The organism is Nocardioides sp. SYSU D00038, from assembly GCF_016924665.1.
In the GTDB taxonomy this organism is placed as follows: domain Bacteria; phylum Actinomycetota; class Actinomycetes; order Propionibacteriales; family Nocardioidaceae; genus Nocardioides.
Genome location: NZ_JAFFJT010000007.1, coordinates 244,670 through 266,085, shown reverse-complemented (window position 1 = coordinate 266,085; position 21,416 = coordinate 244,670). Strand labels below are relative to the sequence as shown.

18 protein-coding genes are annotated in these 21,416 nt (G+C 75.5%); 9 read left to right on the top strand and 9 right to left on the bottom strand.

What is annotated here, in order from left to right:
- Positions 1 to 18 precede the first annotated feature (18 nt).
- Genes JT721_RS03495 through JT721_RS03465 form a run of 7 tightly spaced genes read right to left on the bottom strand, consistent with a single transcriptional unit; the run spans position 19 to position 9,481 of the window.
- Positions 19 to 933 (bottom strand): glycosyltransferase, encoded by a 915-nt coding sequence (locus tag JT721_RS03495; RefSeq protein ID WP_205471509.1) that lies wholly within the window; start codon positions 931 to 933, stop codon positions 19 to 21.
- The gene (locus JT721_RS03490; protein ID WP_205471508.1) at positions 930 to 1,865 is read right to left on the bottom strand and encodes a sulfotransferase; all 936 of its coding nucleotides are present in this window, start codon (positions 1,863 to 1,865) and stop codon (positions 930 to 932) included. Before JT721_RS03490 ends, JT721_RS03495 begins: the two co-directional genes overlap by 4 nt.
- Positions 1,862 to 4,288: an oligosaccharide flippase family protein gene (locus JT721_RS03485; RefSeq protein WP_205471507.1), complete on the bottom strand. Its 2,427-nt coding sequence runs from the start codon at positions 4,286 to 4,288 to the stop codon at positions 1,862 to 1,864. Before JT721_RS03485 ends, JT721_RS03490 begins: the two co-directional genes overlap by 4 nt.
- A complete protein-coding gene (locus JT721_RS03480) occupies positions 4,281 to 5,177 on the bottom strand; it encodes a sulfotransferase domain-containing protein (protein WP_205471506.1) in 897 nt (298 codons plus the stop codon). Before JT721_RS03480 ends, JT721_RS03485 begins: the two co-directional genes overlap by 8 nt.
- 28 nt (positions 5,178 to 5,205) lie before the next feature.
- Positions 5,206 to 6,354 carry a phosphotransferase gene (locus JT721_RS03475; RefSeq protein WP_205471505.1) on the bottom strand — a complete coding sequence of 383 codons (1,149 nt, stop codon included), beginning with the start codon at positions 6,352 to 6,354 and terminating at the stop codon, positions 5,206 to 5,208.
- A complete protein-coding gene (locus JT721_RS03470; protein ID WP_205471504.1) occupies positions 6,351 to 7,742 on the bottom strand; it encodes a hypothetical protein in 1,392 nt (463 codons plus the stop codon). The genes JT721_RS03475 and JT721_RS03470 overlap by 4 nt, the downstream gene beginning before the upstream one ends.
- A gap of 5 nt (positions 7,743 to 7,747) precedes the next feature.
- The gene (locus JT721_RS03465) at positions 7,748 to 9,481 is read right to left on the bottom strand and encodes a Wzz/FepE/Etk N-terminal domain-containing protein (RefSeq protein WP_205471503.1); all 1,734 of its coding nucleotides are present in this window, start codon (positions 9,479 to 9,481) and stop codon (positions 7,748 to 7,750) included.
- Between the two features lie 155 nt (positions 9,482 to 9,636).
- Between JT721_RS03465 and JT721_RS03460 the strand changes: the two genes are divergently transcribed.
- From JT721_RS03460 to JT721_RS03420, 9 genes are all read left to right on the top strand, one after another.
- Complete coding sequence (locus tag JT721_RS03460) at positions 9,637 to 10,419, top strand: hypothetical protein (RefSeq protein ID WP_205471502.1); 783 nt, start codon at positions 9,637 to 9,639, stop codon at positions 10,417 to 10,419.
- 103 nt (positions 10,420 to 10,522) lie between these two features.
- Positions 10,523 to 13,138, top strand: a complete 2,616-nt coding sequence (locus tag JT721_RS03455; RefSeq protein ID WP_205471501.1) for a hypothetical protein — start codon at positions 10,523 to 10,525, stop codon at positions 13,136 to 13,138.
- A 31-nt stretch (positions 13,139 to 13,169) separates the two neighbouring features.
- Positions 13,170 to 15,791: a hypothetical protein gene (locus JT721_RS03450; protein WP_205471500.1), complete on the top strand. Its 2,622-nt coding sequence runs from the start codon at positions 13,170 to 13,172 to the stop codon at positions 15,789 to 15,791.
- Positions 15,767 to 16,444: a hypothetical protein gene (locus JT721_RS03445; RefSeq protein WP_205471499.1), complete on the top strand. Its 678-nt coding sequence runs from the start codon at positions 15,767 to 15,769 to the stop codon at positions 16,442 to 16,444. The genes JT721_RS03450 and JT721_RS03445 overlap by 25 nt, the downstream gene beginning before the upstream one ends.
- Before the next feature lie 228 nt (positions 16,445 to 16,672).
- The gene (locus JT721_RS03440) at positions 16,673 to 17,323 is read left to right on the top strand and encodes a 50S ribosomal protein L25/general stress protein Ctc (RefSeq protein ID WP_205471498.1); all 651 of its coding nucleotides are present in this window, start codon (positions 16,673 to 16,675) and stop codon (positions 17,321 to 17,323) included.
- Positions 17,320 to 17,925 (top strand): aminoacyl-tRNA hydrolase, encoded by a 606-nt coding sequence (pth, locus tag JT721_RS03435; RefSeq protein ID WP_205471497.1) that lies wholly within the window; start codon positions 17,320 to 17,322, stop codon positions 17,923 to 17,925. The genes JT721_RS03440 and pth overlap by 4 nt, the downstream gene beginning before the upstream one ends.
- Positions 17,926 to 17,951: 26 nt before the next feature.
- Positions 17,952 to 18,371 (top strand): helix-turn-helix domain-containing protein, encoded by a 420-nt coding sequence (locus JT721_RS03430; RefSeq protein ID WP_205471496.1) that lies wholly within the window; start codon positions 17,952 to 17,954, stop codon positions 18,369 to 18,371.
- 23 nt (positions 18,372 to 18,394) lie between these two features.
- The gene (locus JT721_RS03425) at positions 18,395 to 18,853 is read left to right on the top strand and encodes a hypothetical protein (RefSeq protein WP_205471495.1); all 459 of its coding nucleotides are present in this window, start codon (positions 18,395 to 18,397) and stop codon (positions 18,851 to 18,853) included.
- Complete coding sequence (locus JT721_RS03420) at positions 18,850 to 19,116, top strand: hypothetical protein (protein WP_205471494.1); 267 nt, start codon at positions 18,850 to 18,852, stop codon at positions 19,114 to 19,116. The genes JT721_RS03425 and JT721_RS03420 overlap by 4 nt, the downstream gene beginning before the upstream one ends.
- 4 nt (positions 19,117 to 19,120) lie before the next feature.
- Here the strand turns inward: JT721_RS03420 and JT721_RS03415 are convergent, their stop codons facing one another.
- A complete protein-coding gene (locus tag JT721_RS03415; protein ID WP_205471493.1) occupies positions 19,121 to 19,810 on the bottom strand; it encodes a response regulator transcription factor in 690 nt (229 codons plus the stop codon).
- Positions 19,788 to 21,242: a sensor histidine kinase gene (locus tag JT721_RS03410; protein ID WP_205471492.1), complete on the bottom strand. Its 1,455-nt coding sequence runs from the start codon at positions 21,240 to 21,242 to the stop codon at positions 19,788 to 19,790. The genes JT721_RS03415 and JT721_RS03410 overlap by 23 nt, the downstream gene beginning before the upstream one ends.
- Positions 21,243 to 21,416: the final 174 nt, after the last annotated feature.

Here is a 21,416-nt window from a genome sequence, read left to right as displayed (position 1 = left end):
GACCGCCGGTGGCCGGCGTCAGACCCCGCGGCCCCACCGGTGCAGCGTGTTGAGCACGGTGTCGGCCGGCACCGCCCCGGCCAGCACCGGCAGCGTCACCACCGCGCGCCACTGCCGAGGGTCGGCCCGCAGCGCCCGACGCACCCACCGCCACGCCGCCCGCCGGTCGCCCCGGGCGGCCTCGGCGAACGCGAGCTGCCCGAAGACCCGGCCGGCACCCCGGCGGTCCGCGGCGATGGCCGGGTGCTCGCGCAGCATCCACTCCAGCGAGGCGATCTTGGTGTCCCAGCGCCGGGCGAACATCGAGCTGCGACCCCACTGCACGACGACGAGCGGCTCGTCGAGGTGGGCGATCGGTCCGCGCGCCGCCGCGCGGAGCTTGATGTCCCAGTCCTCGTTCTGGCTGCCAGGGATCTGCTCGTTGACCAGCCCGATCCCGTCGACCAGCGCGGCCCGGTCGAAGAACAGGCACGACGAGTGCAGCATCGCCAGGATCGACCGGGTCAGGTCGGCGTGCGTGACGGTGTCGGTGCCGGCGACCCGGTCGCTGCGCCGCCCGTCGAAGTCGACGGTGATCGAGCAGGTCACCAGCTCGGGTCGGTCGGCCCGCAGCGCCCGCTCGACCTGCCGCGAGAGCTTGGCCGGCAGCCAGTGGTCGTCGTCGTCGCAGAACGCCACGAAGTCGGTGTCGAGAGCCAGGATCCCGCTGTTGCGGGCACCCGCCAGCCCCGGGGTGCGGGTGTTGCGCACCACCCGCACCGGCCGGTCGCCGTCGACCTCGAGGGAGAGGTCGGGCTCGGTGCCGTCGAAGACCACGACCGTCTCGACCCGGCCCCCGAAGTCCTGGGCGGCGATCGCGGCCAGGGCCCGGCGCAGCAGCTCGGGCCGGTCGCGGGTCGGAACGACGACGCCGACGCTCGGCTGCCCGGTCACGACCCCGCCCCGACGTAGTCGTAGTGCGCGAGCAGCGGCGCGGTGAGCGCGGTGACCAGCCGGCGCGCACCGGTGGCCTGGGCCGAGCGCCACTGGTCGTCGCGCACCAGCGGGATCTCACCGGTGGTGAACCGCATCGGGTTGCCGGCGCAGGAGTGGCTCGGCCCGAGCCGCACGCGGTCGGCGGCCACGTGGGACGCCGGGGTGGCGACGCCGGCGAGGTCAAGCACCGCACGGGTCGAGGCGACCGGCGCCTCGACGAAGTCCTCGTAGCGCAGCCGGACCGCCGGCACCCGCCGTCCGAGCAGCTCGGAGGTGGCGTTGTGCAGCGTCCACATCGCCGAGATGAGCGCGGGGGAGTAGCGGGTCATCTCGGCGTCGCGCCCGTCGACGGCCTCGGGGCGGGCCACCTTCTTGGCCCAGGAGTGCGCGACGCCGCGGCTGTCGCGCACGCAGTGGACGACCCGCAGGTCGAGCTCCTCGGCGAGCGTGAGGCACCAGGCCAGCGACGACTGCTTGCTCGAGTCGACCAGCACGTCGCCCGTCAGGTCGGTGGCGGCGCGGTAGACCGCGAGGTACGCCGCGACGTACTCGCGCACGTCGCGGGCGAAGCCGGAGTCGCCGCCCCGGGCGATCAGCGGCACCCGGCTGGCCCGGTCGACCCGACCCTTGAGGTGGGCCATCCGCTCGGGGTCGACGCTCGCCCAGCCGCCGAAGGCGCGCTCGCCGACCGCGGTCCAGAACGGACAGGCCAGGAACGGCTCGCCGCACGCGCACAGCTCGTTGCGCACCAGCCCGCGCTCCCACAGGTGCATCACCTCGCCCAGCGCGGTCACGCCGTCGACCTCGGCGAGGGTGCGTTCCAGCAGGGTGGTCCCGCTGCGGCCGAGGCCGGCCAGGAACAGCACGCGGGGGTTGGTAGGGGGCTTCATGCGGTGTCTCCCGTGAGTCGGCGCACGACGTCGCCGTAGGCCCGGGCCGCGCGGCTACCGGGGTCGAGGGCGAACTGGAACACCCGGGCGTCGTCGTGGACGTCGAGGCTGAAGTAGCAGACGCCGCGCACCGACGGCTGACCCGCGAGCCAGCGGCCGGCCGCGCTGATCCACGCCGCCCGCTCGGCGTCGGTGCCGATCCGCGGCACGCCGAACTCGCCGATCATCACCGGGTGCGGGCGGTCGCGCGCCCAGGCCAGGAACGGCGCCAGCAGGTCGGCGAGCGGCACCAGCTCCTTGAAGGGGTAGGCGTCGACGCAGAGCCAGTCGACCTGGTCGTCGCCGGGGTAGAAGCGCGCAGCGTCGCCGCCGGGCTCGAACCCCGCGGCGGTCGGGCACCACACCCAGGCCGCCCGGTCCGCGCCCTCCTCGGCGAAGATCGCGCGGGCGTGCCGCCACGCGGCGACGTAGGTCTCGGGCGACCCGACGGTCGAGCGGAGGTTGGGCCGGTCCATCTCCCAGCGGAACCGGAGCAGCAGCGGCGTGTCGGCCTCGCGGACGTCGCGGGCCGCGGCGCGCAGCACGTCGTCGTGGACCCCGGCGGCGATGCCGGGCGCGTCGGCGGCGTTCCACGACACCATGACCTGCTTGCCGCTCGCGACCAGGTCGTCGAGGTCGGGTGGCAGCACCGGCTCGTCGAAGGTGCGGAAGAGATGGGCCAGCGTGGTGCGGGCACCGATGGTGTCGTCGAAGCCGAGGTACGCCGCGGTCTGCGGGCCCGAGGTCGGCAGCGCCTGGTCGACCGCCGCCCCGACCAGCACGGCCGACGCTCCGGGGCGGGCGTCGTCGCGCCCGTCGGCGGCCACCGCCACGAGCGTTCCGGCCGCGGCGACCGTGGCCGCGACCAGCGCCACCCCGAGGCGCAGGGTGCGGAGCGGGAGCCGGCCGAGCAGCGGGTCGAGGCCGAGCGGCCGGCGCAGCGCCAGCCAGAGCAGCGGCACGAGCGTGCAGCCGACCACGGCCGTGACCACGCGCAGCCGGTCGGCGCCGGTGGCCCAGCCCAGCACCGGCAGCAGCCCGACCGCGCCGAGTCCCAGGGCCGCCCCGAGCACCGCCGGTCGCGACAGCGGCGAGCCCGGCAGCACCCGGCGGGCGAGCACCAGCCCGGACAGGTTCTTGACCACGATCGCGGCCGCCCAGCCGATCGCCGCGCCGGTGGCGCCGTGGCTCGGCACCAGCCACAGGTCGAGCCCCACCAGCACGGCGAGGGCGGCTGCGTTGGTGGTGACCAGCACGCCCGCCCGGCCGGCCATGTTGAGCACGGTCTCGTTGGCCCCCGAGGCGGTGGCCACCAGCATCGCCGCCACCAGCACCAGCACGACCGGCACGCCGTCGTCGTAGGAGTCGCCGAAGACGGTCAGCCACTCCGGCGCCAGCACGGCCGCGGCGACCAGCAGCGGCCAGACCAGGGCGACCACCCAGGCGGTGCTGGTGCGGAACACCGCGAGCGCGTCGGCGCGGCGGGCCGCAGCGAGGCTGCGCCCGAGCGCCGGCTCGCCGGCCGCGGCCACCGCCTGCTGCACCAGCTGGACGACGACCACGAACCGGGTGGCCGCGGTGTAGAGCGCGGCCTCGGCCGGGCCGGCCAGCCAGGCGACCAGCACGATGTCGAGGCGCTGGAAGGCGGCCTGGATCAGGGTGGTGACCCCGCGCGGCACCACGAACCGGGCCAGCTCGCGGCCCAGGCCGGGCGGCGCCGGGGTCGGCCGGCTGCCGCGGAGGACGGGCCCACGGAGGGCGGGCGTCAGCCACCAGGCGGCGGCGAGCGCCCCGATCCACGGCAGCGTCCACGCCAGGGTCACCGTCAGCACGGTCGGGTGCACCGCCGCCACGGCGGTCAGCGCGAGCTGGGCCAGCGGCCGGGCCAGCCGGTCGACCACCACGGTGGGGCGCATGTCGTGGCGGCCCCGGCTGACGGCTAGCACCGTGTCGAGCAGTGCGGCCGCCGGCAGGCCCGCGAGCAGCACCAGCACGGTGGCCACCCCCGCGGGCCCGGCCTCCAGCCGCCAGCGGTCGGCCAGCCACGCTGCCGCGGGTGCGGCAGCCAGGGCAACCAGCACCGAGACGAGCAGCACCGGCCGGGTGGCCAGCCGGGCCACGGCCCGCACGTGGGCGGCGTCGGCGTGCTCGTCGCGGGAGACGAAGAGCACCACGCCCGTGGGCGTACCGCTGCGCAGGAGCGCGGCGAGGAGCAGGAAGCCGGAGGTGACCCCGAAGACCAGGCCGGCGTCGTGGGGGGCGAGCAGTCGGGTGGTCAGCACCACCAGCAGCAGCGTGCTGACCGCCGAGGCCAGCGCCCCGGCCAAGGTCAGCAGGCTGCCCCCGCCCAGGCGGCTCAGCAGCCGGTCGGCCGGCTCAGCCATGCCACGACGGCGCTCGGCCGAGCCACGCGCCGAGCTGCTCGTCGTACGGCGCGAAGTGCTCCTCCAGGCGGCGGCGCAGCCCGGCGGGCATCGCGTCGCGCGGACGGGCGTTGTGGCGCTCGAAGGTGGTGGGCGCCACCGCGCTGGTGCCGAGCCAGGCCAGCAGGTCGGCGTGGACCGGCTCGGGCTCGGTGAAGAAGCGGTGGCTGTCGACGACCTTGAGCCGCTCGCGGCCGAGCAGCCCGGCGAGCCGCTCCAGCTGGGGCGCGTACTCCCCGCGGGCGCGGTAGGCCTGGTGGCGGTGGGCATGGGAGGAGTACGACGGGTCGGCGGCCAGCCGCTCGTCCTCGCCGGCCAGCCGCTCCTCCTCGGCGGCGAGCGCGTCGGAGAAGGAGAGGTGCTCGAAGCCGCGGGCGCGCTCGTGGGCCCAGGCCGAGAACGCCCGCTCGACGGGGTCGCGCACCAGCACCACGACCCGCACGTCGGGCAGCTCGGCCGCGATCCGCGGGCCGGCGAGCGGGTGGAAGAGGTAGTAGGGGCTGGACTCGAAGGCCAGCGAGGGGGCGCCGAACCGCGCGGTGGTGTGGGCCAGGGTGCGGTGCAGCGGGAAGTGCGAGCGGTACCAGTCCAGGCCGCGGTGGTGGTCGACGTCGAAGTAGTGCACGCCCTTGCGCCACACCGGCCGGTGCAGGTGGGGCTGCTGCACCAGCGCCTTGTAGAGCGAGGTCGTGCCGCAGCGCTGCCCGCCGGAGATCAGCAGCCCGGGCAGCACCCGCTGCCCGGCGGTCGCCCGCCCCGCCACGTCGCGCACCGCGCGCGCGACGTCGCGCAGCCCGTCGGGACGGCGTCCGGCGGTCGCCGTCGGCGTCCGCACCGCCACCTCGCTCATCGCACCCATCTCCTCTGCCCCAACGGGCTCATCGGGCACCGCGCGCGGCCGTGACCCGAGCCAGCGCCGGCGTCACCCAGTCCATGACCCGAGAGCCCGGCGAGCCGGTGCCGGCCTGGCCGTCACCGAGGTAGCGGGCCGCCAGCTCGACCATGAGCAGCGTCGCGGTGTCCTCGGGCGACCAGTCCGTCGCGCTCCGATCGTGGCACCGCGCCAGGACGTCGCCGGCGGTGAGCAGCAGGGATACCCCGGACTGGGGATCGGGCCCGCGGGCCAGCCGGGCCTGGAGCGCCAGGTGGAGGGCGTCGAAGCCCGCCGGCCGCCACCCCGACCGCTCCCAGTCCCAGGCCACGACCCCGGTGGGTCCGGCCGCGACGTTCTGCGGCGACCAGTCGCCGTGCGAGCGGACCAGCCGCCCGGCACCGGGCTCGACCGCCGCGAGGGCGGCCCCGAGCAGGTCGCGGTCGGAGGCGCCGGCGAGCCCCCCGACGGCGTCCACCAGCCCGGCGACGTACGACGCGGGACCGGGCGGCTCGCCCGGCAGCGTGTCGAGCGTCGCCAGGGCGTCGACCAGCGCCTCCGGGCCGGGCACCCGGTGCCGGCCGGCCGTCGGCACGGCCGACTGCACCAGCAGGGGATGGCCCTGCCAGTCGTCGAGCGCCAGCAGCCGGGGGACCGTGAGCGCGGGGGAGTCGAGCCAGGCCAGCTCGGCCAGCGCCGCGGCCTCGCGGCGCACCAGCCCGGCGGTGAGCGCGGTGACGCCGAGCTTGGCGACGGCACGCACCCGGCCGCGCCCGTCGAGCGCGATCACCACCGGCTTGCGGTTGGCCCGCGGCGGCCCGAGCTGCACCACCGGGTGCACGGCCTCGCCGACGTGCTCGCCCAGCCGGTCGGCCAGCGCGGTGCCGGGGAGGACCACGGTGCGGGGCGCCCGCACGGTGGCCGCGGCGGCGTACGCGCGTCGGGCCAGGTGGCGGGCCAGCGGCTCCGGTCCGTTGCTGCGCGCCAGGGCGGCGTGCCGCACCCGGCGCGGGCTCGCGGGCAGCAGGGCGCGCACCGAGCCGGCCCGCTCGACCACCAGCCACCGCCGGTCGGTGCCGAAGGTGCCCGGCCAGAGGAGGTCCGACCAGGGGAGGTCCGGCCGGGGCAGGTCCGGCTGAGGCAGGTCGGGGCTCATGCCGACACTCGCTGTCGGACGGGGTCGGTCCGGACCACCCGGTCGGCCAGCTGCTTGGCGGCGACCGCGATCACCAGGAACTCGATGCACCCGGTGGGCCCGGTGCGGTCGTAGACCAGGCAGAACCACAGCGCCAGCGCCATCCCCACCGCCCCGCACGCCACGAGCACGCCGTCGCCGGGCTCGGTGCGGCGCAGGAACCGGCGCAGCAGGGAGACGTGGAACATGACGTAGAAGAACGCGCCGACGAACCCCTGTCCGACGAGCGCGAACCAGAGCTGGCCGTTGGTGCCGAGCGCGAGGTTGCCGCAGTTGGGGCAGCGCTCGGACTTGCCGACCGCGATGGAGTCGCTGCTGCCGGCCTGGGCGCGGGTGCCGCCGAAGCCCAGCACCGGCGACTCCCTGGCCACCTCGACCGAGCGGGCGATGCTGAAGCTGCGGATCTCGTCGCTCGGGGCCTCGCCCGACTGCCGCTCGGTGAACGTCGCCCCGAGCGGGCTGACCGCCACCACCACCAGCCCGATCGCGGCGACCGTGACCGCGGCCATCGCCGGGAAGGTGTGCCCCGAGCGGAACAGCAGCACGACCACCAGGGCCAGGCCCAGGGCCAGGGCCACCCACAGTCCGCGGTTGAGGCTCTGCACCGCCGGCACCAGCGCGACGACCGCGAGCGCCGTCCAGCCCCACCTCGCGGCCGGACGGCGCGCCAGCAGTGCCGCGGCCGCGGCGAAGGGGAGCAGCAGCCCGAGCGCGTTGCCCCAGGTGTTGGTGTAGGCGAACGGCGCCGACGGCCGGGCGTTGCCGGTGCCGATCACGTCCTGGACCTGCGCGGCCGCGGGGTGCACCAGCGCCTGCACGTAGCTGTTGTCGGCGATGCCGGCCGGCAGCAGGGTCTCCACGACCGAGGTCAGCTCGAAGGTGGGGGCGACCAGGCCGAGCAGCCCGCCGGCCACGGTCCAGCCGCACAGCACCGCCAGCATCCGGGCGAGCCGCGCCGCCGGGACCCGCACCGGGTCGAGGTTGAGCGCCCAGAGCAGCATCACCGTGGCCGAGCCGTACTCGGCGAACCGGAAGGCCACGGGCAGCAGCCGGCTGCTGGCCGGCTCCGCGACGGTGCCGGTGGGGTCCTGCCCGAGCATCGCGGTGCTCAGCACCAGCCAGAGCAGGAAGGCCAGCCACCAGCCGAAGCCGGGCGGAACCCGCAGCCGGCGGCGGCGGACGAGCGAGACGGCCATCGGCACGGCGGCGAGGAACCACCCGAGGTTGGCCAGGCCCAGCAGCCACCACACCGGCAGCGGCAGCACCAGGCAGGCCAGCGGCCACAGCGGGTCGCGGGGGTGCAGGGCGCGCAGCAGCCCATCACCCGCGGGGGGCGCGGCGACGGTCACGGCGCTCAGGACCGCTGCGGCGGCAGCGCCGGTCGGGACGGCAGGCCGCCCCGGCCCCGGCCGCGCCGGACGACGGCCGCCGCGAACTGGGTCGCGCTCTGGGCGATGGTGCGGCTCCGGGGCGCCGCCTCGCCGTACGGCGCGACCAGCCGCGGGATGCCGGCGCCGTACCAGGGGTGCAGCACGACACCCGCCACCTGGGCGCCGCTGCCCTCGAGGTGCTGCAGCGCGTCGCGCGCGTCGGGGGCGCGGTCCTTGTCCTTCTCGGCCACCAGCACGGCGGCGTCGCCGGGCTGGGCCAGGAAGGTCAGCAGCTGGCTGTCGCGGTGGACGCACAGGACGGTGACCACGTCGTCCGAGCCGGGCAGGTGCGGGAGGGCCTCGTGGCGGCCGGCGAGGTCGATCACCTCGAGCGGGGCCGGGGTGGCGAGCAGGCCCTCCCCGACGAACCTCGCGACGGGCAGGACCGGGTCCTGCTCGCCCGGCGCGAGCTCGAGGGTGCCGCCACCGCTCTGGTCCATGGTCGCCGGGTCGGGCGGCGTGTCGCCGTCCTCGAGGACCAGCCGGGCGGGCTGGCCGTGGCGCGCGAACTGCCAGGCCAGGTTGAACGCCGTGTGCAGCGCCGCGGGCTCGGATGAGACCGGTGCGAGCACCACCCGCCGCGCGCCGAGGTCGCTGATCCGGCGGTGCAGCCGCGCGAACGCGATCGCCTGCCCGGTCTCGGTGGTGGCGATCGGCGGCATCACCCCGTTGGCTCCGGGCAGGACCTCGGCCAGGAGCGGGAGCCGCAGCTCGCGCCGGACGTCGTCGGCGGTGCTCAGGCGCGGTCGCTGCCGCTGGGTGAACATGCTGCTGCCCACGCCGAGGAGCAGCCCGAGGGCCGCGGCGGAGCCGAGCACCAGCTGGCGGTCGGGGGAGACGGGGGCGCTGGGCCGCTCGGGTGCGTTGATCACCCGGCCGGCGGTGACCACGACGCTGCTGGTCTCGACCAGGCGCTGGGCCAGCGCCGCGATCTGGGCGGTGACGCCCTGGATCCGGGTGCGCAGGCCGGTGGCCGTCTCGCCGTCGCCGGCCTCCTCGGCCGCCCGGAGCTGGACGGTGAGCTCGGCCTGCTGGGCCTGGGCCGCCTCCAGCCGCTGCTCGTACTCGGAGGTGCTCGTGGCCAGCGACTCCTCCGCGACCTCGGTGCGGTTGGCGAGGTAGGCCTCGGCGAACGCCTGGGCCCCCTCCTGCGCGGTCCGGGGGTCGTCTGCGCTGACGGTGATGTCGAGGACGTTGGTGTTGGGCGGCACCTGCACCGCCACGTGGTCGAGGATCCCGCGGGCCGGGAACGCGTCACCGGTCGCCTCGAGGACCCGGTCGACCACGTCGGCCGAGGTGAGGATCTGGGCCTCGGTGTCGAGGTTGACCGCCTCGCTCACCGTGCGCTCGCCGACGGTGCTGGTGGTGTCGGCGCCGGTCGCGGTCACCAGCACCGACGCGGTCGCGGCGTAGGTGCGGGGCGCCGCGGCGTACCACGCCGTGCCGAGCAGGAGCCCCACGGCCAACCCGGCCAGGATGACGCGCCAGCCCCGCCGCAGCACCCGCTGGTAGAAGCCGAAGTCGGTGACCGGGGGCCCGGCGCCGTCCCACTGGCCCCCGCTCGCGGCGCCCGAGGACGCCGGTGGGCTCGGCTGGCCGGACGGCGGCAGCGACGGCGGCAGCGACGGCGGCACGGACGGCGGCATGGTCGGCGGCATCCCTCGACTTGGGTAAGAGCACGATCGGGCGAGAAGTCCCTCGACCCGGGTGCCAAGACTCGTGCCTTGACGACGTGCCGCGCCGGCGTTGCGCGTCAGATACCCAATCCGGTGGATGGACACGGCCACCACCGGGCCGGACGAGGGGGATCGCGATGGCAGAGGTACGGGTCCCGGAGGGGGCGGCGCCGTCCGTCCCGTCGTCGCTGCTGCCCGCCCGGGGGTGGGTCGGGCTGTTCCTGGCGGGCGAGGCCGTGGCGCTGCTGCTGGTCGTCGGTCAGGTGCTGCCGCACCTGCTGCCCGGCGGCCTGGCCACCCAGGTCGGCCACAACAGCGAGGCGTTCGCCCTGGCCCTGCTCGCCACCGGGCTGCTGCTCTGGCTCCGCGGCCTGCGGTCGGCCGACCGCGACGCCCGGCTCTGGTTGCTGGTGCTGACGGTCAGCGCGCTGCTGGTCGTGGTCGGGCTGTTCCTGCTCACCCTCGACAACCCGCGGCTGAAGACCCTCAACGAGCCGGTGCTGGCCGCGGCCGTGCTCGCGCCCTACTACGCCTGGCGACCGCGCCGACGGACCTTCGCCCTCGCGGGGGTCGCCGTGCTGGTGCTGATGCTCGTGTTCCACAGCACCGAGCTCGTGCTCCTGCAGGCCGAGAGCCTGGTCGCCCTTGTGCTGGCCCCCTTCGGCGCCGACCTCCTGCACCGCTCGCTCCTCGACCCCCGGGCCGCCGACGTCCCGAGCCGGGTCGTGGGATGGCTGGCCTTCCTGCTCCTCGCGCCGGTGGCGCTGATGGTGCTCAAGCAGGTCTCGCTCGGCAGCACCCTCGACGACCTGGTCTTCTACGCCGCCCGCGGCAACGAGGCGTTCTGGGGGCTGTTCCTCGTGCACGCGCTGGTGCTGCTGGCGTGGCCGCCCCGGCGCGCCGCCACCACTATTGGGTAACGGTCCGGCCACCCCGTGGCCGCGCCCGGTCGGCGGACGACAGTGGCCGGAGCGCCGGACCGGCAGGGTCCGGCCGTGGACCGGGGGTCGCAAGGACATGCAGGTGCCGTCTCTCCGGACCGGCTCGGGGGTCTGGCTGTCGTTCGGCGTGCTCGTCGCGCTCGTGCTCGCCGCGCTGGCGGTGCCGCAGGCGCAGGCACAGGACGCCACGACGCCCAGCTGGTCGCCGTCCACCGCCACGCCCAAGGTCGAGGACGGTGCCGTCCACGCCATCGCCGAGGTCGGCAGCCAGATCGTGCTGGGTGGCACGTTCACCCGCGCCAGCAACTACGGCGGCGGCCAGCCCAGCCTCACCCGGACCTACGTCCTGGCCTTCGATCGCGAGACCGGCGCCCTGTCGACGACGTTCGCCCCGGTGCTCAACGGTGCCGTCAACGACGTGGCGCCCGGCCCCACCGCCGGCACGGTCTACGTCGCCGGCGCCTTCACCACCGTCAACGGCGCCAAGACCAGCAAGGTGGTGCTGCTCGACCTGGCCACCGGTAACCCGGTGCCCGGCTTCCGTGCCGCCGCGATGAACGGCGCCGCGACGAGCATCGCGCTGGTCGGCTCCCAGCTCTACGTCGGCGGCCTGTTCACGACGGTCGGCGGCGAGACCCGCGGCGGCCTGGCCAGCCTCTCCGCCACCACCGGGGCGGTGACAGGGGCGATGGCGATCCAGCTGGCCCGGCGTCACAACGACAGCGGCTCCGGCGCCCAGGGCGCGGTGGGGGTCAAGGAGCTCGACGTCACCCCCGACGGCTCGCGGATGGTCGTCATCGGCAACTTCAAGACCGCCGACGGGCTGCCGCGCGACCAGGTGCTGCTCGCCGACCTCGGCGCCACCGCCACCGTGCGCGCCGACTGGCGGACCCGCCGCTACGAGCCCTACTGCTTCAGCTGGTCCTACGACAGCTACATGCGAGGCGTCGCCTTCTCGCCCGACGGCGCATACTTCGTCATCGCGACCACGGGCGGCAAGAACGTCGGCACGCTGTGCGACACCGCGGCGCGGTTCGAGACAGCCGGCACCGGCCAGGAGGTGCAGCCGACCTGGATCGACCACACCGGCGGCGACACCCTCTGGGGGGTCGCCATCACGGGCGACGCGGTCTACGTCGGCGGGCACCAGCGCTGGATGAACAACGTCGACGGCAACGACAGCCCCGGGCAGGGCTCGGTGCCGCGGCCCGGGCTGGCTGCCCTCGACACCTCCACCGGGCTGCCGCTGGCCTGGAACCCCGGCCGCAACCCGCGCGGGGCCGCGGCGTTCGAGATCTTCCCCGGCAGCCGCGGCCTCTACGTCGGCAGCGACACCGAGTGGATCGGCAACCGCACGTCGTTCCGGCCCCGGATCGCGATGTTCCCCTACGCCGGTGGCGCGGCCCAGGCGTCCGCAGGCTCGGCGACGCTGCCGGGCGACCTGCTCGTGGCCAGCGGCGGCACGCTGACCCGGCGTACCTTCGACGGCACCATCGCGGGCCCGCCGACGATCATCGAGGCCAGCAGCTGGAGCAACGCCCGCGGTGGCTTCTGGGCCGGTGGCAACCTCTACCACGGCTCGAGCGACGGCTACCTCTACCGCCGCAGCTGGGACGGACGGACGCTCGGCCCGGCGGCCCGCCTCGACCCCTACCTCGACCCCGCCTGGGTGGGCGTCGACACCGGGAGCAACGCCTCCTACGGCGGACGGGTCCCGAGCATCTACGGCTCCGCGCTGGCCAACGACGTGCAGGCCCTGGCCTACTCCCGGGAGCGCATCTACTACGCGCGCAGCACCAGCTCGACGCTGCAGTACCGCTCGTTTAGCACCGACAGCGGGATCGTCGGCTCCGAGGTCTTCTCCGTCTCCAGCCCGATCGACTTCCGGCGGGTGGGCGGCATGTTCGTCAGCGACGGCTTCCTCTACTACACCTCCACCCTGACCGGCGCGATGTCGCGGATCGCCTTCGACGGCACCACCACCTCGGGGTCGCCGACCACCGTGTCGAACGCCGACTGGCGCAACCGCCTGCTGGCCCTGGCGCCGACCCACGTCGAGCCGCCGCCGGTGGTCTCCGACATCTCCCACGTCGGCAGCAGCCGGGTCGCGGTCAACGCCGCCTCGGCCGCGGTGGCGGTGCCGCAGACCGAGGTCGGCGACGCGCTGGTCATGGTCGTCGCGGCGGGCGTGACGACGCCCGGCACCACCGTGCCCGCCGGCTGGACGCTGCGCGACTCGCGGGTCGACGCCGGCCTCTGGTCGGGTGTCTACACCCGGGCGGCCGGCGCCGGCGACGCGGGGACGACGGTGCCGGTGACCTTCAGCGCCACCACCAAGGCGACGGTGACGATCGGGGCGTGGCGCAACGCCTCGCCGACGATCGGCGCGACCGCCATCGCCTCCTCGGTCGACGCCGGCACCGCGACCCACACCGCGCCCACCGTGGCCGCGCCCTCCGGGGCCTGGGTGGTCACCGCGTGGGCCGACAAGTCCGCCACCACGACGGTCTGGACCCCGCCGGCCGGCGTGCAGCAGCGCGCCGCCGCCTACGGCACCGGCGCCGGCCGCGTGACGTCGCTGCTCGTCGACGGTGGGGCACCGGTGCCGCCCGGTCCGGTCGGCGGGCTGACCGCCACCACCGACGCCGCCAGCAGCCGGGGCGTCGCCTGGACGATCGCCCTCGCGCCGACCCCCTGACCCAGACCACACCACCACCGGGAGACCACGAATGCGCAGGACACGCGGGCAGGCAACGACGACGCTGGCCAGGCTGGGGGTCGCCGGGGCCGTCGTGGCGGGGCTCCTGCTCACCAGCCCGGGGGCGCCCGCGGCGCCCGGCCACACGACGATGCCCAGCCCGGCCCCGGCGGCGACCACCCCCGCCGTGGCCGACGGCCAGGTCAACGGCATCGCCCAGGTCGGGCCCACCGTGCTCGTCGGCGGCACCTTCACCCGGGTCACCCCGCCCGGCGGCAGCACGACCACGCGCAACCGGCTGTTCGCGTTCACCGCCGCGACCGGCGCGCTGCGCACCGACGTCAACCCCAACCCCAACGACGTCGTCAACGACGTGCTGGAGGGGCCGACCGCCACCACGGCCTACGTCGCCGGCCGGTTCACCACGATCAACGGCACCACCCGCAACCGGATCGCGCTGATCGACCTCACCACCGGGCAGCTGGTCAGCGGCTTCAACCCGCCGCCGATCAACGGCATGGTCAACTCGATCACCCGCGCCGGCAACCGGCTGATCGTGGGCGGCAACTTCACCGCGGCCGGCGGCCGGCCCCACGGCGGTCTGCTGGCCCTCAACGCCACCACCGGTGCGCTCGACGAGTGGATGGCCCTCGACGTGGCCGACCGCCACAACGACAGCGGCAGCGGCGCACAGGGCGCGGTCGGGGTCCGCGACCTCGAGGCGTCGCCCGACGGCACCAAGCTGGTGGCGATCGGCAACTTCAAGCGCGTCGAGGGCCAGTCGCGCGACCAGGCCGTGGTGATCGACCTGCTGCCCTCGGGCGCCGCGGTCGACGCCGACTGGCGCACCCGACGCTACGAGCCCTACTGCTACAACTGGGCCTTCGACTCCTACATGCGCGGGGTCTCCATCGCGCCGAGCGGCGACTGGTTCGTCATCTCCACCACCGGTGGCGGCGTGCGCGGCACGTTGTGCGACAGCGCGGCCCGGTTCGAGTTCGGGGCGACCGGCCAGGCCGTCGAGCCGACCTGGGTCGACCTGACCGGCGGCGACACGCTGTGGGCGATCGAGGCCACCGAGAACGCCGTCTACGTCGGCGGCCACCAGCGCTGGATGAACAACGCCTTCGGCCAGGACTCCGCCGGTGCGGGCGCGGTGCCGCGACCCGGGCTGGCCGCCCTCGACACCGGCTCCGGCATGCCGCTGGAGTGGAACCCGGGCCGCAACCCGCGCGGCGCGGCGGCGTTCGTCATCCACGCGACTCCCAGCGGCTTGTGGGTCGGCAGCGACACCGAGTGGATCGGTAACTACTCCTACCGGCGTCCTCGGCTCGCCTTCTTCCCGCTCGCCGGCGGCGTCGCCGCCCACCCGGAGGGCACGCCCACGCTGCCCGGTGACGTGCTCATCGGCCGGCGCACCGGCAACGACCTGTCCTCGGTGCCGTTCACGGGCACCAGCGCGGGGACCCGCACCTCGGTCGGCACCCGCGGGGTCGACTGGAGCCAGGTGACGGGCGCGTTCGTCGTCGGCCAGACGCTGTTCTCGGCCAAGGCCGACGGCTACCTCCACCGCCGCCGCTTCACCGCTACCGAGACCGGGCCGGAGACCCGGATCGACCCCTACAACGACCCGCGGTGGGCCGACGTGACCACCGGGTCCGGCAACACCTACCGCGGCCGGCTGCCGAGCTTCTCCAGCGAGCAGGCGAGCCTCACCGGGCTGGCCTACGCCCACGACCGGATCTGGTACACGCTCTCGGGTCGCAACGAGCTCTACTGGCGGTGGTTCAACGCCGACAGCGGCACCGTGGGCAGCGAGGTCGGCACCGCGTCGGCCGGCCGCGGCTGGTCGGGCACCGGCGGCCTGTTCGTCTCCGGCAACCGCCTCTACGTCGTGACCGCGAGCAACGGCGACCTGGGCTCGATGGCGTTCGGGCCGGGCGGCCCGTCGGGCAGCCTGACGACGGTCGGCGACAGCGTCGACTGGCGGGGCCGGGTGCACCTGGTCTCGCCGGGCTCGGCGCCGCCGGTGTCGTCGCCGATCAGCCACGTGGGCTCGGCCAGCGCGAGCGGCAACTCCACGACCCCGCAGGTCTCGGTGCCGGCCGCGGTGCAGCCCGGCGACCAGCTGGTGCTGGTGGGTAGCTACGGCGTCAGCACCACGCCCGCGACGCCGGCGGGGTGGACCCCCGTCGCCCAGCGCACCGACTCGGGCATGGTCAGCCACGTGTGGACCCGGCGCGCCACCGCGGCCGACGCGGGCGCGGCGGTGCGCACGACCCTGCCGGCGATCGCGAAGTACGCGCTGGGCGTCGCGGCCTACCGGGGCGTCTCGGCCGGCGCTCCGGTGGGCGCCGCGGTCTCGGCGCTCACCTCGGGCACCACGTCCCACCGCACCCCGGCCGCCTCCGCCGGGGCGGGCCAGTGGGCGCTGCAGGTCTGGAGCGACAAGTCCTCGGCCACGACGGCCTGGACCCCCGCGGCCGGGGTCACGACCCGCACCTCGGTCTACGGCACCGGGACCGGGCGGGTCTCGCTGCTCCTCGGGGACCTCGGCGCCGGCGTGCCGGCCGGCACCGTCGGCGACCGGCTCGCGACCACCGACGCGACGTCCGGGAGGGGGATCACGTGGACCATCACGCTCGCTCCCTGACCGTCCTGCTCGCGGCCGGGGCGCTGGCCTGGTCGCTCGGTGCGTGCAGCGGCGACGACGAGCCGACGTCCTCGCCCCAGCCGTCGGGCACCGACCCGGGCAGCGTTGCCGCGACGCCGTCCGACCCGACCGTCCCCGACCCCACGGCGACCCCGAGCCCGGCCGGCGGCGGGTCCGAGGGCGAGCCGGCGGCGCCGTCGGACGCACCCAGCACCGGCGCCCAGGACCCCACCCCGATCCCGGCCGACGCCTCCGACGAGCCCACCCGCGGCGCCGGCGGCGAGCAGACCGACGTGCTCGAGGCGCTCGAGGGCGACGCGCGACCCGGTTGCGTGCCCGTGCGCGCGGCTCGCGACGTCCGCTCGGGTGGCTTCGGGGCCGGCCCGTTCGACGACCTGCGCCGTACCTTCCGGCCCGGTCGCGCCGCGCGGCTCTACCTCGTCCCGCAGCACTCCGAGGAGATGCCCGGGGTCGTGCTCACCGCGCGGCACACCGGGTCCGGGGCGACCGTGGAGGTCGCCGAGGACCACGTCTCCGACGCCGACCAGTTCCTGTTCTACGACGTCGAGCTCCGGCTGCCGCGAGCCGGCACCTGGGAGCTGCGCGCGGCGGCCGGCCCCGACCGGGGCTGCTGGCGGGTCACGCTCGACTGATCCGGTGGGCTGCTCGGGATTGGCTGCTCGGGCGCCGCAGCCGGTAGAGTTCCGGAGTTGCCTCGGCGAGGGAGCCCCACCAGGGGTCATCCGTGATCGACAGGGCGCGCTGCCACGCCGCGCTGCTCGGTCCGAGTGCGCGGCGTTCGTCGTCGTAGCCCTCAGCGCCCGCAGGCAGCCACCGACCTGAGCACCACGACGCACCGACGACGCAGGAGTGACCCGAGCATGTCCACCGAGAAGATCACCGCCGAGACCCGCACCGAGTTCGGCAAGGGCGCGGCCCGCCGGATCCGTCGCGCCGACAAGGTCCCCGCCGTCGTCTACGGCCACGGCAACGAGCCGCTGCACCTGACCCTCCCGGGCCACGCCACGATGATGGCGCTCAAGCACGGCGGCGCCAACGCGCTGCTCGAGCTCGACATCGAGGGCGACACCCAGCTCGCGCTGACCAAGCAGGTGCAGATCGACCCGATCCGCCGCACCCTGGAGCACATCGACTTCGTCGCGGTGCGTCGCGGCGAGAAGGTCACCGTCGAGGTGCCCGTGCTGCTCGTCGGCGACGCCGCCCGCGAGACGCTGGTCGTCACCGACGCCACGACCGTCCAGCTCGAGGCCGAGGCCACCCACATCCCTGAGCACATCGAGGTCTCGATCGAGGGCCTCGAGGCCGGCACCCAGATCCTCGCCTCCGACCTGGCGCTGCCGCAGGGCTCGACGCTGCTGCTCGACCCCGAGACCCTGATCGTCAACATCACCGCCCAGCAGTCGGCCGAGGCCCTCGAGGCCGACCTCGAGTCCGCCGAGGCCGAGGCCGGCATCGAGCGTGACGAGAGCGACGCCGGCGCCGAGGCCGGCGAGTCCGCCTCGGAGGAGTGAGCGACTCCTCGCCGACCTCGGAGGTCTGGCTCGTCGTCGGGCTGGGGAACCCCGGCCCGGCGTACGCCGGCCACCGGCACAACGTCGGCTACCTGGTCAACGACGAGCTGGCCGGCCGGATCGGCTCGCCGTTCCGCGCCCACAAGTCCGGGCGCGCCGACGTGGTGGAGGGCCGGCTGGCCCCACCGGGCCAGCCCGGCCCGCGGGTCGTGCTGGTGCGACCGCGCTGCTACATGAACGAGATCGGCGGCCCGGTCAAGGCGCTGGCGTCGTTCTACAAGGTGGCGCCGGCCCGGGTGGTCGCCATCCACGACGAGCTCGACATCCCGTTCGACACCATGCGGGTCAAGCTCGGCGGCGGCGACAACGGCCACAACGGGCTGCGGTCGATCCGGTCGTCGCTCGGCACCGGCGACTTCCACCGGGTGCGGGTCGGCATCGGTCGCCCGCCCGGGCGGCAGGACCCCGCCGACTACGTGCTCTCCAACTACGGTGCCGCCGAGCGCAAGGTGCTGCCGTTCCAGGTGGCGACCGCGGCTGACGCCGTGGAGACCCTGCTGACCGAGGGTCTCGAGCGCACCCAGCAGCGCTTCAACAGCTGAGGCCCGCCCTGGCCTACCCTGCGACCGTGTCGCAACCCCAGCCGCCGTTCAGCCCCACCGTGGCGCTGCTGGCGCTCGCCCGCACCTGGGAGGCCGCGCTCGCCGAGGCGCTCGCGCCGCTCGGGCTGACCGGTCGCCGCTACGGGCTGCTGGGCCACCTGCGGTCCTCGCCGGGCATCTCGTTCAGCGAGCTGGCCCGCCGCTCGCGGATCACCGTGCAGAGCGCCCACACCGCGGTGGCCGCGCTGGTCGCGGCCGGGCTGGTCGACGACGGCACCGCGCACGCCGGGACCGCCTCGACGCTGCGGGTGACCCCCGCGGGCGAGGCGCTGCTGGCCCGCGCGGCCGACGCGCTGGCCGCGCTCGACGCCCGGCTGGTCGAGCGGCACCCCGGGCTGGCCGACGCGCTGCGCGACCTGCTCGCGGAGGGTCCTCCCTCCAGCTGAGCGCCTTCAGTTAGACTGAAGGTGTGGAAGAACTGCTGCTCTCCGTCCACGTCGTGGCCGGCATCCTGTTCGTGGGCCCGGTGGCCGTGACCATCAGCCTGTTCCCCCGCTACGCACCCGTGCTCGCCGGTGCCCCGGTCGCGGACGGCCGGGTCGCCCGCAGCGCCGAGACCGCCCGCCTGCTGCACCGGGTCACCCGGGTCTACGGCGTCGCCGCGGTCGTCGTGCCGGTCGTGGGGCTGACGCTGGCCACCGTGCAGGGCCGCACCACCGAGGTCTGGGTGGTGGTCGCCATGGTGCTGACCGCGATCGCCGGCGGCCTGCTCGCGCTCCAGGTCGTGCCGCGCCAGCGCGAGGCACTCGCCGTCCCCGACGACGGCACCCAGCTGCGCCGGCTCGGCATGCTCGCGGGCGTCTTCAACCTGCTCTGGGCGGTCGTCGTCGTGCTCATGGTCGTGCGTCCCGGGTCGGTCTCGTCGTGACCCCGCTGCTGCGCACGCTCGGCGTGCTGTCGCTGCTCGAGCTGGCCAGCGTCGTCGTCCTCCTCGGCAACCTCGCCACCGTCCACGACGACCGGGTCACCAGCGCCCTGGGCCCCGCCCACGGCGCGCTCTACCTCGCGGTCGCGGCCGTGGCGCTGCTCGGCCGCAGCCTCACCCCGCGCACCCGGATCGGCGCGCTGCTGCCCCTGCTGAGCGGACCGCTCACGCTGGTCAACGTGCGCCGGGAGGCCCGCTCGGCCTGAGGCGTCAGGACGGCGTCGGCGCCCGCCAGCCGATCTCGTTGGCCATGCCGACCGCGGCGAGCTGGGAGGAGACCTCCAGCTTGGCCAGGATCGACTTCACCTGGGTGCGGACGGTCGCCTCGGAGACCACGCCGATGCCGGCGATGTCGCGCACGGCCCGGCCCTTCATCAGGTGGCCCAGCACCTCGCTCTCCCGCACGGTGAGCAGCGCGAGCCGCTCGCGCAGCGCCTGCTGGGCGGAGCGGGTGGTGTGCCACTCGCGGAGCAGCTCCTCGCGCTCGGCGGTGTCCATCACCGGCAGACCCTGGTTGATCCGACGGACCGTGGCCATGATGTCGGTGAGCGGCCGCGACTTCGAGAGCACCTTGCGGGCGCCGGCGCGCACCGCCTCGCCCCAGCGGGCGCGGTCGGGGTCGCCGGTCACGACGACGACGTTGGCGCCGGACTCCGCGATCGCCCGGATCAGCCGGACGCCGTCGCCGAAGCCGCCGAGGTCGAGGTCGAGCAGCACGACGCGGGGCCGCACCCGCACGATCGAGGCGAGCAGCGCGCCGGGCGAGCCGGGGGAGTCGGGGACGGGGATGCGGCGCACGTCGTAGCCCTCGACGAACAGCGCGAGCTCGAGGGACTCGGCGAAGAGGACGTGGTCCTCGACGATGACGATCCGCAGGTCACTGCGCGGCGTGGGCGGCATGCCGCACCTCGCTCTCGGCCGGCACCGGCAGGCTCACGACGAACGTCGCGCCGGAGCCGGCGGCGTCGTGGTGCTCGAGTCGTAGCGAACCACCGAGCTGGCGGCACAGGTCGTGGGCGATGTGGAGCCCGATGCCCTGACCCTGCGAGGCCGGGCCGCGCTGGCCCCACTCGAAGATCCGGTCGCGCCACTCGGGCGGGACGCCGGGGCCGGAGTCGGTCACGACGATCTCGACGTGGGGACCCGCCGCCCGGACCTCGGCGAAGGTGCCGAGGTCGCCGCCGTGCTTGGCGGCGTTGTCGAGCAGGATGTTGACGACCTCGGCGACGTCGTCGGAGCGGCCCCAGGCGGTGAGCCCCGACGGCAGCCAGGAGACCGTGCGGCCGCGGGCCCGGTGGGAGAGCACCAGCTGGCCCACGACCTCGTCGAGGTCGACGGCGCGGCGGTCGTCACCGGCCCGCTCGCGCAGCAGCCGCTCGAGACGCTCGACCTCGGCCTGCATCATCCCCTCCAGGGCGCCGCGGCGGGCCTCCGCGAGCGGGGTGTGCAGCAGGCGGGTCGCCGAGGCGATGCCGGCCACCGTGGAGTCGATCTCGTGCAGCCGGGCGCGGTTGCGCCGGGCGACGGCCTCGACGGACTCGAGCCGGTCGTGCAGGTCGGCGAGCTGGGCCTTGTCGTCCCAGATCGCCCGGCGGAGCATGGCCAGCGCCGCCGAGCACAGCACCGCCGCACCGAGGAGCCCGAACCCGATCGTCGCGACGCTGTCGACCAGGCCCTCGGCCCGGGGCCGGCCGGTCGCGAGCCCGGCGCCGAGCAGGACGGACGCGAGGGCGAGCCGCGAGCGAAGCCACTGGTCGATCCCGGTGAGCCGCAGCGCCCCGACCGCGACGCCGAGGTGGAGCACCAGGCCCGCGACGGCCAGACCGGGCAGCGCCCCGTCGGCCAGCGACAACGGCGGCGCGACGTCGAGCAGGACCGAGCGACCGAACGCGATGGCCGCGCCGACCAGCACGCCCAGCAGCAGCGGATCGAGGCGCAGCTCGCGCGCGGGGCCGCCCACCAGCAGGGCGATGGCACCCAGCGCGACCGGGAGCTGGGCGAGGAGCACCCAGCCGGCCTGCTCGGCGACCAGGCCGGGATCGGCCACGGTGGCGCCGGCGAGCACCAGTCCTTGGGTGCCGAGCAGCGCCAGCACCAGCGCCAGCCACCCGGCCGCTGGCGTGCCGGTGAGCCGCCAGGCGACGTAGACGAAGACGGCCGCTGCGACGACGGCCGCGCAGGCCAGCACCGACGTGGCGCCGGCCGCGTCGGGCAGCGAGCGCAGGTCGGGAACGAGCTGCAGCACCAGCGCGAGCGGTGCTGCGATGAGTGCGAGGACGAGGACCGAGTACTTCCAGTCCCACATCCCCCTCGGAATGCGGTGCGTGTTCATGAAGATCCCCCCACAGGCCCCATGAGAGTCGGGGCACGGTGGCGAGGTGTGGTGGGCAGGACGACGTCCGCCTGACACCTGGCAAGCCGCCCCCCGACGGCTTCTTCAGTTGACAGCGGTGGTCCGCAACCTGCCCGGGCACCGCGCCGTGAGCGTATACCAGATTTGGAGGAG

Bases quoted from the DNA above. Each gene is read 5' to 3' on its own strand.
- JT721_RS03415 (WP_205471493.1), bottom strand. From the start codon at position 19,810: ATGCCGCCCACGCCGCGCAGTGACCTGCGGATCGTCATCGTCGAGGAC.
- JT721_RS03475 (WP_205471505.1), bottom strand. From the start codon at position 6,354: ATGAGCCCCGACCTGCCTCAGCCGGACCTGCCCCGGCCGGACCTCCCC.
- JT721_RS03410 (WP_205471492.1), bottom strand. From the start codon at position 21,242: ATGAACACGCACCGCATTCCGAGGGGGATGTGGGACTGGAAGTACTCG.
- JT721_RS03485 (WP_205471507.1), bottom strand. From the start codon at position 4,288: ATGGCTGAGCCGGCCGACCGGCTGCTGAGCCGCCTGGGCGGGGGCAGC.
- JT721_RS03460 (WP_205471502.1), top strand. From the start codon at position 9,637: ATGGCAGAGGTACGGGTCCCGGAGGGGGCGGCGCCGTCCGTCCCGTCG.
- JT721_RS03480 (WP_205471506.1), bottom strand. From the start codon at position 5,177: ATGAGCGAGGTGGCGGTGCGGACGCCGACGGCGACCGCCGGACGCCGT.
- JT721_RS03490 (WP_205471508.1), bottom strand. From the start codon at position 1,865: ATGAAGCCCCCTACCAACCCCCGCGTGCTGTTCCTGGCCGGCCTCGGC.
- JT721_RS03450 (WP_205471500.1), top strand. From the start codon at position 13,170: ATGCGCAGGACACGCGGGCAGGCAACGACGACGCTGGCCAGGCTGGGG.
- JT721_RS03465 (WP_205471503.1), bottom strand. From the start codon at position 9,481: ATGCCGCCGACCATGCCGCCGTCCGTGCCGCCGTCGCTGCCGCCGTCG.
- JT721_RS03440 (WP_205471498.1), top strand. From the start codon at position 16,673: ATGTCCACCGAGAAGATCACCGCCGAGACCCGCACCGAGTTCGGCAAG.